This window comes from Aeromonas sp. s4 (assembly GCF_040907855.1).
GTDB classification, from domain to species: Bacteria; Pseudomonadota; Gammaproteobacteria; order Enterobacterales; family Aeromonadaceae; genus Aeromonas; species Aeromonas caviae.
In genome coordinates this window covers 18,848-28,576 of sequence record NZ_JBFOCP010000048.1, presented here as the reverse complement: position 1 = coordinate 28,576, position 9,729 = coordinate 18,848, and the positions used below count along the sequence as shown (strand labels likewise).

9 protein-coding genes are annotated in these 9,729 nt (G+C 61.4%); 4 read left to right on the top strand and 5 right to left on the bottom strand.

Going from position 1 to position 9,729, the window contains the following annotated elements; genetic code table 11:
* Positions 1-2: 2 nt before the first annotated feature.
* Together AB5Y89_RS16900 and AB5Y89_RS16895 are read right to left on the bottom strand one after the other, a co-directional pair.
* Positions 3-1,184 carry a PLP-dependent aminotransferase family protein gene (locus AB5Y89_RS16900; RefSeq protein WP_103243655.1) on the bottom strand — a complete coding sequence of 394 codons (1,182 nt, stop codon included), beginning with the start codon at positions 1,182-1,184 and terminating at the stop codon, positions 3-5.
* Between the two features lie 199 nt (positions 1,185-1,383).
* Positions 1,384-2,451 (bottom strand): M28 family metallopeptidase, encoded by a 1,068-nt coding sequence (locus AB5Y89_RS16895; RefSeq protein WP_049636588.1) that lies wholly within the window; start codon positions 2,449-2,451, stop codon positions 1,384-1,386.
* Between the two features lie 260 nt (positions 2,452-2,711).
* Here AB5Y89_RS16895 and trmB point away from each other — a divergent pair, with 260 nt between their 5' ends.
* The 4 genes from trmB to AB5Y89_RS16875 all read left to right on the top strand — a co-directional run bounded on the left by trmB (position 2,712) and on the right by AB5Y89_RS16875 (position 6,123).
* Entirely contained in the window at positions 2,712-3,425 is a 714-nt protein-coding gene (gene trmB, locus AB5Y89_RS16890; protein ID WP_010675501.1) for a tRNA (guanosine(46)-N7)-methyltransferase TrmB, read from the top strand.
* A gap of 26 nt (positions 3,426-3,451) precedes the next feature.
* On the top strand, positions 3,452-3,784 hold the full coding sequence (locus AB5Y89_RS16885; protein ID WP_039040181.1) for a YggL family protein: 333 nt from the start codon (positions 3,452-3,454) through the stop codon (positions 3,782-3,784).
* A 96-nt stretch (positions 3,785-3,880) separates the two neighbouring features.
* Complete coding sequence (glsB, locus tag AB5Y89_RS16880) at positions 3,881-4,801, top strand: glutaminase B (protein WP_368224194.1); 921 nt, start codon at positions 3,881-3,883, stop codon at positions 4,799-4,801.
* A gap of 29 nt (positions 4,802-4,830) precedes the next feature.
* Complete coding sequence (locus AB5Y89_RS16875) at positions 4,831-6,123, top strand: sulfurtransferase (RefSeq protein WP_368224193.1); 1,293 nt, start codon at positions 4,831-4,833, stop codon at positions 6,121-6,123.
* An 81-nt stretch (positions 6,124-6,204) separates the two neighbouring features.
* Here AB5Y89_RS16875 and AB5Y89_RS16870 read toward each other — a convergent pair whose 3' ends face one another.
* Genes AB5Y89_RS16870 through AB5Y89_RS16860 form a run of 3 tightly spaced genes read right to left on the bottom strand, consistent with a single transcriptional unit; the run spans position 6,205 to position 9,682 of the window.
* The gene (locus tag AB5Y89_RS16870; RefSeq protein WP_323880538.1) at positions 6,205-8,292 is read right to left on the bottom strand and encodes a YjbH domain-containing protein; all 2,088 of its coding nucleotides are present in this window, start codon (positions 8,290-8,292) and stop codon (positions 6,205-6,207) included.
* Positions 8,292-9,041: a capsule biosynthesis GfcC family protein gene (locus AB5Y89_RS16865; RefSeq protein WP_041212433.1), complete on the bottom strand. Its 750-nt coding sequence runs from the start codon at positions 9,039-9,041 to the stop codon at positions 8,292-8,294. The genes AB5Y89_RS16870 and AB5Y89_RS16865 overlap by 1 nt, the downstream gene beginning before the upstream one ends.
* Positions 9,038-9,682, bottom strand: coding sequence for a YjbF family lipoprotein (locus AB5Y89_RS16860; protein ID WP_257726124.1), 645 nt, complete (start codon positions 9,680-9,682; stop codon positions 9,038-9,040). Before AB5Y89_RS16860 ends, AB5Y89_RS16865 begins: the two co-directional genes overlap by 4 nt.
* Positions 9,683-9,729: the final 47 nt, after the last annotated feature.

Below are 9,729 nucleotides of genomic sequence, written 5' to 3'. Positions count from 1 at the left end.
GCTCAGAGCATGCGGGCCAGGGCGCGGCACAGACGCTGAACACCCTCTTCCGTGGTCGCCTCATCCACACAGGAGAAGCTCAGGCGCAGGGTGTTCTGGATCTCGGGGCGCACATAGAAGGGGGCGCCGGGCACGAAGGCAACCTTCTCCTTGATGGCCTCGTCGAACAGGGCCATGGCACTGACGCTGGGCGGCAGGGTCAGCCAGAGGAACATGCCCCCTTCGGGCCGGGTGTAGCTGACGCCGGGCGGGCAGTGGCGCGTCAGGGCGGCTTCCATGGCGGCACGCTGGCGGCCATAGACCTCCTTGATCTTCTCCAGGTGAGCGTCGAGGGAGTTGTCGGTCAGGAAGCGGTGCAGCACTTGCTGGCTGAAGGCGTTGCTGTGCAGGTCGGTGGCCTGCTTGGCGATGGTGACCTTCTTGCGCAGCCAGTCCGGCACCACCATCCAGCCCAGGCGGAAGGCGGGCACCACCGTCTTGGAGAAGGACCCGAGCAGCACGGTGTTGTGGGGGGCCAGCTTGGCGATGGGAGGGAGGTGTTCCCCCTCGAAGCGCAGCTCGCCATAGGGGTCGTCTTCCACCATCAGCAGATCGTGGCGCACCAGGCGCTCCGCCAGGGCTTCCCGGTTGGCGCGGCTGTAGGAAACACCGCTCGGATTCTGGAAGTTGGGCACGCCGTAGAGCAGCCTGGCGCTGGAGCCCTGCTCCAGCAGCGCATCCAGCGCGGCCAGATCCAGCCCCTCTTCCGCCAGGGTAATGGGCTTGAAATTCGGTTGATAGACGGAGAACGCCTGGATGGCGCCAAGGTAGCCCGGCTCTTCGATGATGAGATCCTGCCCCTCGTTCACCAGCACCTTGCCCAGCAGATCCAGCGCCTGCTGGGAGCCGCTGGTGATGAGGATGTTGTCAGGATTGACGGCCATGCCGTGGCGGCTCAGGTAGCGATCGGCGATGAACTGGCGCAGCGGGGCAAAGCCCTCGGTGGTGGCGTATTGCAGCGCGGCGGCTCCCTGCTCGCGCAGCACGTCCTGGCACGCTTGCTCGATGGCCTTGACCGGGAACAGATGGGGGTTGGGCAGGCCGCCGGCGAAGGAGATGATCTCCGGATTGGCGGCAACTTTGAGGATTTCGCGGATAAAGGAAGGCTCGACCTTCTCGAAGCGCTGGGCAAAAAACGGCTGCATAGGGTTCTCTCTGACTAGGTGGCGGTCGCTCCATTCAACCGCCAGGTTATCCGTTTGTATCAGATTTCAGAAATGAGGCAATGGCTGTCACAAAAATCCATAAAAAAGGGCAGGTTTGGCACCTGCCCGAATTTTATCGTCCCGACCCCGGTCAGGGGCGCAAAAACCCCTGTCAGGGGGGCATCGGGCGGGATGGGGGTCAGAGCCCCGGCGCCTTGAGGAAGCGGATCATCAGGTCGGTATTGGCCCCGAGCTGCTGCTCGATCCGGCCCGGGAAGAGCTCGGCCATCTTGTCGAGGCGATCATGCTCCGTGTGCCAGATCTTGCCCCACTGGGTCTCGCTGTCCCGGTCGCAGGCGCTCTTGGTGGCGTCGTCGTAGCAGTCCCACAGCGCCGGATTGGTGCTCTGGGAGTAGCCGTCATAGCCATCTTCCCCGTTGATGGTGAAGTTGGTGGCCTCCACGTAGGCGATGGGCACCCCCAGGCAGGCAAAGGGGGCATGATCGGACCAGCTGCCGGTCTCCCCTTCCGGGTAGCCGCTGTAGCTGGGGTGGATGGCAAACGGGGTGGCGGTCTGCTGGGAGATGGCCAGCAGGCGATCGCGCACCTTGGGATCGAAGCTGTAGCGGCTCGGGTCGGCGCAGTTGTACTCGGCCACATCGGAGTGGGCCGAGTGGACATAGACGATGTCGCCCCCGGCGATGGTGTCGTAGTTCACCATGGCCAGCAGCTTGGCGACGGCGTCGGTGTCGAGACTGGCGGCATAGGCTCTGGAGCCGTTGAGGCCGTTTTCCTCGGCGCCGAAGAAGGCGAAGCGCACCGTGTAGGGCAGGGTCTCTCCCTTGAGTGCCTCGGCAACCGCCAGCAGGGCGGCGACGCCGGCCCCGTTGTCGGTGGCGCCTTCGGATCCTTTCTTCTCGCCGGTGCTGTCATAGTGGGCACCGATGAGGATCACCTTGTCGCTCTGACCCTTGAGCTCGGCGACGATGTTCTGGGAGGTTCGGTCTGTGCCGCCCCTGGTGTAGGTGAATGGCTGGTTCTGCACTTCGTAACCCCAGCCGGCCAGGTGATCCTGGATCCAGGCGGCGGCGCGGGTTTCGGCCTCGGTGCCCGTGGGACGAGCGCCTATCCCTTCTGCGCCAGAGCTCAGTTGCACCAGAAACTCATGGGCCTGAGCGGCGGGGGCAGGGGGTTGGGAGTCGTTGTCAGAGGGGTTGCAACCGGCCAGCAGGGCAGGCAGGACGAGGGCCAACAGGGTTTTCTTCATACTGCAATCCTTTGTTGTATATGGTTTTATTTTTCCGCGTCAGGATGAACCTGACGTCCGGCAGATTCTGTGAAGGGGGTGGCATTTGTCAACCTTGCCGGTGGAAGTGGGCAGTCCCGGGGGATTTGTTGTGGGAAACACTTGCGCCTTGTGCCTATCTTGGGATAATTCGCTCCCCTGTTTTTGCGAACTGATGCAATAACGAGCGATCCATTTATGTCGGCTCTGTTCCAGAGCGATGCAATAACGAGCAATTTACTATGTCTGTGACCCAAGATGTGTTTAACGAAGACGGCAAGTTCATGCGCAAGATCCGCAGCTTCGTCCGTCGCGAAGGCCGCCTGACCAAAGGGCAGGAGAAGGCCCTGGAAGAGCTCTGGCCGGTCATGGGCATCGATTTCGCACCAGAGCCGCTCGACATGGTGGCCCTGTTTGGCCGCGAGGCACCCGTGGTGCTGGAGATCGGGTTCGGCATGGGCGCCTCCCTGGTGGAGATGGCCAAGAACGCCCCCGAGAAGAACTTCATCGGCATCGAGGTGCACTCTCCGGGTGTGGGCGCCTGCCTTGGCACCGCCCAGGAGGCGGGCGTCACCAACCTGCGCGTCATCTGCCACGATGCGGTGGAAGTGCTGGAGCACATGATCCCGAACGGTTCTCTCTCCTGCCTGCAGCTCTTCTTCCCGGACCCCTGGCACAAGAGCCGCCACCACAAGCGTCGCATCGTGCAGCCTGCCTTTGCCCAGGATATCCGCCAGAAGCTTGCCATCGGTGGCGTCTTCCACATGGCCACCGACTGGGAGAACTACGCCGAGCACATGCTGGAGGTGATGAGTGCCGCCGAGGGGTACGAGAACACCTCCGCCACCGGCAACTGGGTGCCCCGTCCCGACTGGCGCCCCCTGACCAAATTCGAGCAGCGTGGCCATCGTCTGGGCCACGGTGTCTGGGATCTGATTTTCAAACGAGTCAACTGAGTCAACGTATCAACTAAGGAGCTATCATGGCCAACCGTAGCCGCCGTCTGCGCAAGAAACTGCGCGTCGATGAATTCCAGGAAATGGGGTTCGACATCAGTTTCAACTTCCCGGTCGGCACCGCCGAAGAGACCATTGATGCCGTGGTCGATGCGCTGATCGACGAGGTGATTGAGCCTCGCAAGCTGGCCTTCGCCGGCTCGGGTCACCTGGCCTGGGAAGGGATGATCTGCACCCAGCAGCTCGGCAAGTGCACCGACGAAGACCGTTCCGCCGTTCAGACCTGGCTGCAAGGCAAAGGGCTGGAGGCCGTGGTGGTCACCGAGCTGTTCGATCTCTGGTACGGCGAGCCGGCCTGATATCTGACTGTCTCCCGGGCAGATAGAAAATCCCGCCGCCGGCGGGATTTTTGTCGGTGGGCTGGCCCCGCCTCGTTTCACGTCATGGAATAGCCAATGGTGTTGTCATCCGAATTACTGGCCAGCATCCTGGAAGAGGTGCGTCCGCTGCTCGGGCAGGGGAAGGTGGCCGATTACATTCCCGCCCTGGCCCAGGTGCCTGCCGACCGGCTGGGGATCGCGGTCTGTACCGTTGAAGGGGAATTGTTCACCGCAGGTGACGCTTTCGAGCCCTTCTCCATCCAGAGTATCTCCAAGGCCCTGAGCCTCACGCTGGCCTTGACCCTCTATCAGGAGGAGGAGATCTGGGCCAGGGTGGGCAAGGAGCCCTCCGGCCAGCCGTTCAACTCCCTCGTCCAGCTGGAGTTCGAGCAGGGCATTCCCCGCAACCCCTTCATCAACGCCGGTGCCCTGGTGGTGAGCGATCTGCTGGAAACGCGGCTCACCGCTCCCCGCCAACGCACTCTGGAACTGGTGCGCCGCCTGTGCGGCAACCCGGCCATCATGGCGGATCAGGTGGTGGCGCGCTCCGAGTACCAGCACTCCGCCCGCAATGCCGCCATCGCCTATCTGATGAAGGCCTATGGCAACTTCGAGAACGAGGTGGACAAGGTATTGCAGAGCTACTTCAATGCCTGCGCCATCCGCATGAGCTGCGTCGATCTGGCACGAGCCTTCGTCTATCTGGCCAACCGGGGTGTCCCTCTTGGCGAGAGCACGCCCCTGCTGCCGGCCCGGACCACCAAGCAGGTCAATGCCCTGCTCGCCACCTGCGGCCTCTATGACGAGGCGGGCGATTTCGCCTACCGGGTCGGCATGCCGGGGAAATCCGGGGTGGGGGGCGGCATCATGGCGCTGATCCCGGGGGAGCTTTCCATCTGCGTCTGGTCACCCGAGCTCAACAAGGCGGGCAACTCCCTGGCCGGGACGGCGGCGCTGGAGCTGCTGGCCGAGCGCCTGGGCCGCTCCATTTTTTAACTATCTTCACTATGCATCGAGACGACATCATGAAACGAATGACTGGACTGTGGCGAAGCTGCCTGACCGCCTTGCTGCTCTGGTGTGCCTGGCCCGCCCTGGCCGCCGAGCTGCCCCCGCTCTCCCTGGCGGATGCCAAGGGGAAGGAGGCGGTGATCCTGGATACCCGCCCGAGCTATTTCTACCAGGGCTGGCCCATGGACGGGGAGAAGCAGGGGGGCCATGTGGCCGGTGCCGAGCTGCTCTCCGCAGAGTGGAAATACAGTGACGAGGAGTGGCCTGTGGCGCTTGCGAGCAAGGGGCTGAAGGCCGACAAACCCGTCGCCCTCTATGGCACCCCTCGCGAGGTGGCCGAGGTGGCCCGTCTGCTGCGCCAGCAGGGCATCAAGCAGCTGTTCGAGCTGCAGGGATGGAAAGAGGCGCCCCGGGAGCACCTGGCACGCTGGCAGCAGCTGGTCCATCCGCTCTGGCTGGCAGACTTGCAGGCAGGCAAACCGGTCATCGCCGCCCCCAAGGGGGAGTGGAAGGTGTTCGAGGTGGACTGGGGATCCCCCAAGGCCTATCTGCTGAGCCACATTCCGGGAGCCGGCTACATCGACACCAACCGGCTGGAAGGGGAGCCGCTGTGGAACAAGGTCTCTGACGAGGCGCTCAAGGCGCTGCTGCTGGAGAACGGCATCCGTCATGACACCACCGTCATCCTCTATGGCCGCAACACCATGGCGGCGGCCCGTGTGGCCCATCTGATGATGTATGCGGGGGTCGAGGATGTGCGACTGCTGGATGGCGGGCTGGAGGCCTGGTTCGTGCAGCATCTGCGCACCGAGACCGGCCTGGCCAATACCTTCAAACCGGCCAGGGAGTTTGGCGTGGCCATCCCGGCCCATCCCGAGTACTACACCACCCTTGACCAGGCCAAGGCCCTGCTCAAGCAGCCGGACGGCGCCCTGGTCAGCGTGCGCACCTGGGACGAGTTCGTGGGCAATACCTCGGGCTACAGCTACATCAAGCCCAAGGGGGACATTCCCGGGGCCAGATGGGGTCATGGCGGGGTGGATGCCAACAGCATGAGCGACTTCCACAACCCGGACGGCACCATGAAGCCCGCCCGCGAGATCCTCGCCATGTGGGATGAGTGGAATATCGAGCCGACCCAGCAGGCCGCTTTCTACTGCGGCACCGGCTGGCGCGCCTCCGAGGCGTTCTTCTACGCCTGGTTGATGGACTGGAAGCGGATCAGCGTCTACGACGGCGGATGGTTCGAGTGGAGCATGGATCCGGCCAACCCCACCGTCACCGGCGAGCGCAAGCCGGGCAACTGAGACGGCAATGCCGAGCAGCGGAAATAAAAAAGCACCTTCATGGAAGGTGCTTTTTTGTCTGCAAGGCATGGTGAACCGGGATCAGAAGGAGGCCACGCTGGTCTGGTCGTAGAGGCCGTACTTCCTCGACAGCATCTGGCCGCCGTCCCGGGTCAGGGGGACCCAGCTGATGTTGGCGCTGTCGATGGTGGACTTGAACATCATCAGGTCGAACGGGATGGTGATGTAGAGGCCCTTGGTGAAGCTCCCTTCGCCGTACTCTTCTGCCGACACATTGGTGAAGGTGGCGAAGAAACCGGCGCTGATCCCCGAATCAAAGGTCTTGGCGAAGTTGAACGTGGCGCCATAGTCCCCCGCGAGGTAGCGACCCACCGAGATCTGGGCGGTCACCTTGTCCAGAAACGCCGGTTGCCAGTAGGTGGTGACATGGCCGGTGGCTATCTGGTAATCGGCGAGCTGGAGGGTGTTCTCCCAGTCCCGCTGCCTGACCAGGTTGAGATCGGCGCCGATGGCCCAGTTGCGGTTGAAGGGGCGATACAGGGCCTCCCCGCCGACACCGGCATACATCATCTCCAGATAGCCGCCATAGGCCTGGCCGTACCAGCCATCGGCAAACTTGTCCATGTGGGTGAGCTGCAGGTTGTTGAGCAGCACATTCGATGACGTCACGTACTCCCGCACCCAGGTACGGACCCGGGGCAGGGCCTCTCCATCGGGCGGCGGCTCGGTGTAATTGAACTTGTCGTAGTTGTTGACGAGGTTGACGAAGACGGTGCTGCTCACCCAGTCGTGCTCGGTCATGTGCCAGTCGGTGTTGGCATTCAACCCGAGCTGGTACATGTAGAAACTCTCGGCTCCCCCGATGGACTGGCTCAGCTTGGGCACTATCTTGAAATCCCATGAGCGGGGTTCGGCTCCATGGCGCAGTGTGCCTTCGACGGGGGCCGGTGGCTGGCGGCTGACCTCGATCTCTTGTGTCTGGCCTAGGGGGAGATCGCTGTTGGCACGACGCACGGAGTCGAGATCGACTCGGCTCTCCTGCAGGGGCATCCCCTGCTTCTGCTCGATGATGCGCAGCTCTTTCACCGTGGAAGGCAGGGCATTGACGGCCAGCAGGGTGGCTCGCTGCTCGCTTTGGGCCTGCTCCCTGTATCGGGTCTGCTCTGCCTCCAGCGTCAGGGTCTCCTTGTCACTGTAGAGTGAGGCCTGTTGCCAGCCCCCATTGCTGGCCAGCTGGGAAGAGAGCGTCGACCAGTCGACCTGCTCCAGGGAGTCGACCTGGCTGGCCTGATAGGCCGGAACGGGGGGATCCATGACCTTGGGCAGCGACAGGGAGGGATCGTTGAAGTTGGTATGCCATGTCAGCCCCCACATCAGGGTATTGCCGCGTTGATAGCTGAGGTGCATGTCGAACACATCGTAAGGTTGGTAGACGATGCCCACATTGATGGGGGTGCTCTGAACGATGGCCCCCGCCGACTCATGACTGTAGTCGTTGCCCTCGTATTCGAGCTTGAGCCTGAGGGGCTGCCAGGGGGTCTGGTACTCTATCCCTCCATAGAGGGCCGCCGGGCCATGGAACAGGCTGCCGAACTCAAACTTGCCGCCGCTGCCCGAGAAGCCGTCATCACGCTGACACCAGCCTTCACGGACTTCACAGAAGGGGTTCTTGATGTTGCCGCTCTGACCCATGTTTCCCCACGCCATTCCCAGGGTGAAATCAAGGTTCTTGTAGCGTTTGCTGGCGACGATGTATTCGCTGTCAAAGAGCCCGGTCCCCATCACATCGCGCAGTCCCACAGAGACCTGCGGGCGCCAGGTGGATTCGGTCCAGAGTCGGGCTTTGACATCCAGCCCCTTGTCCTTGTAGGTCTGGTCGCCACTGAAATTCTCGTCATTGCTGTAGAGCCGGGTGCGAATGTCGGTGTATCTCAGGGTGGCTTCCAGCCAGGAGAATGGCTGCATGGAGATGGACCAGCGCCGGTATTCCTGGTCATCCATGTAGTTGAATGAAAACTCGCCTTCCGGAGCCATGCGTGCCGTCGGCATCTGGAGCAGGCCCACGCCACCAAAATCACTCTGGGTGGGGAGGAGAGGCGAGAAGCTGTCCGTGTTGGCAAACGCGAAGGGGGAGGCAAGCAGCGAGAGAGTGGCGATTCTGGTCAGCATTACTCGGGTATCCGATTAGCAATCATGTCGGCAATACGGAGATTGATGTTCTTGAACTGGGCAGGCAACAGCGCCGGATCGAAACCGGCAAACAGGGTTGCACCCGGCATGGGCTCGATATGGTATTCGTTCCACACCGCGACGGGGGACAACTGGACGCGGCCATCCGGCTGGATGAGATAGACCTCGCCAGGGTTGGCGCCGGGTAGCAGACTGTGGCCCTGCCAATATTCAGCCAGCCCCTTGGCGGGTTCATGGGGCATGGACCTGCGACTGTTGATCAATCCCAGCAGGTAGAGGCTGGATGGTCTGCGAGAGAGATAGAGAGAATAGTCGCCAGACAGACGAGGGTTGTTTGCAGGCTCCACTCTGCTGAGATCCGGATCCAGCTTGATGTCAATCCGGCCGGCCACATCGAGCTGATCCAGCTCGCGCAGCAGTTGCTGGGTGGCCTGAACCAGACCGCCCTGATGCGCTCTCATCCAGAAAACCTGGAGGGCTTTCAGATCGCTGAGCAGCTGTTCTTTGGCTTGCTGTGCAGACTCATCTTGGGCGGGGGAGGAGATGATGGCGGCAGGCCAGTAGACGTCGCCGGGCAAGCCGGGCGCATTCAACAGTTGTTCCAGACGCTGGCTATCGGAGAGGGAAATGGTGGTCTTGCTGGCATGGCCGACCATCACCCGGGTGATGCTGTCGGCATGAAGCCAGGGGGCATAGCCAATCAGAAGCGAGAGTATGATTTTTTTCATGGTGCATAGGGCTTGGTGAAGACCATCTCGATGGTGCTGTTGTCAGGGCCGATGTGCTGAATGGTTTTTCTGACCAAGCCCGTTTTTTTGTCCAGCCAGTAATAATTCCGCCACGTCAGGTCATCCTTCACCGACTGGACCGTCTCTTCGTAGAGGGAGGTTGTCAGCACGGCGCCATTGATATCCAGATTTTCATCGACCAGCTGTTTGAAGGTGGTGTGGAGGTTTCTTCCGCTGTGGCGAAGTTGCACCCATTCGGCCAGATAACTGAATTGGGCATCGCCTGGAATGACGGCCTGACTCAAGGGATCCGGCATGGTGGCTGCGAAATAGCGAAGATCATTATCCAGCTTGAGCGTCTTGGTAATTCGACCATGCTCGGTCACTATCAAGCCTCTGTCGCTGCTGACCCAGGAGAGGCGATCCCCCTCGGCAAAGGCGAGCACGAGCAATACAGGTGGTCTGTCGTCAACAGTGAGCAATGCACTGGCATAGGGCAGCTTTTCGATGGCTTCCGGGGTAATGGTTATCTCATCATCCGCAGTGAAGATATATTTGAGCTGTTGATAGCTATCAACGTTGCTGTCTGCACAGCCAAACAACAACATTGATAGAAATAAAAGAATGCGCTTGATTAGCATGAAAGCATCACTGAATAAATAGAAAAACAATAAAGACTGCCCTGAGG

Excerpts from the sequence above, each read along its gene's own strand:
- AB5Y89_RS16900 (WP_103243655.1), bottom strand. The coding sequence starts at position 1,184 with ATGCAGCCGTTTTTTGCCCAGCGCTTCGAGAAGGTCGAGCCTTCCTTT.
- glsB (WP_368224194.1), top strand. The coding sequence starts at position 3,881 with ATGGTGTTGTCATCCGAATTACTGGCCAGCATCCTGGAAGAGGTGCGT.
- AB5Y89_RS16865 (WP_041212433.1), bottom strand. The coding sequence starts at position 9,041 with ATGAAAAAAATCATACTCTCGCTTCTGATTGGCTATGCCCCCTGGCTT.
- AB5Y89_RS16885 (WP_039040181.1), top strand. The coding sequence starts at position 3,452 with ATGGCCAACCGTAGCCGCCGTCTGCGCAAGAAACTGCGCGTCGATGAA.
- AB5Y89_RS16870 (WP_323880538.1), bottom strand. The coding sequence starts at position 8,292 with ATGCTGACCAGAATCGCCACTCTCTCGCTGCTTGCCTCCCCCTTCGCG.
- AB5Y89_RS16875 (WP_368224193.1), top strand. The coding sequence starts at position 4,831 with ATGAAACGAATGACTGGACTGTGGCGAAGCTGCCTGACCGCCTTGCTG.
- AB5Y89_RS16895 (WP_049636588.1), bottom strand. The coding sequence starts at position 2,451 with ATGAAGAAAACCCTGTTGGCCCTCGTCCTGCCTGCCCTGCTGGCCGGT.
- AB5Y89_RS16860 (WP_257726124.1), bottom strand. The coding sequence starts at position 9,682 with ATGCTAATCAAGCGCATTCTTTTATTTCTATCAATGTTGTTGTTTGGC.
- trmB (WP_010675501.1), top strand. The coding sequence starts at position 2,712 with ATGTCTGTGACCCAAGATGTGTTTAACGAAGACGGCAAGTTCATGCGC.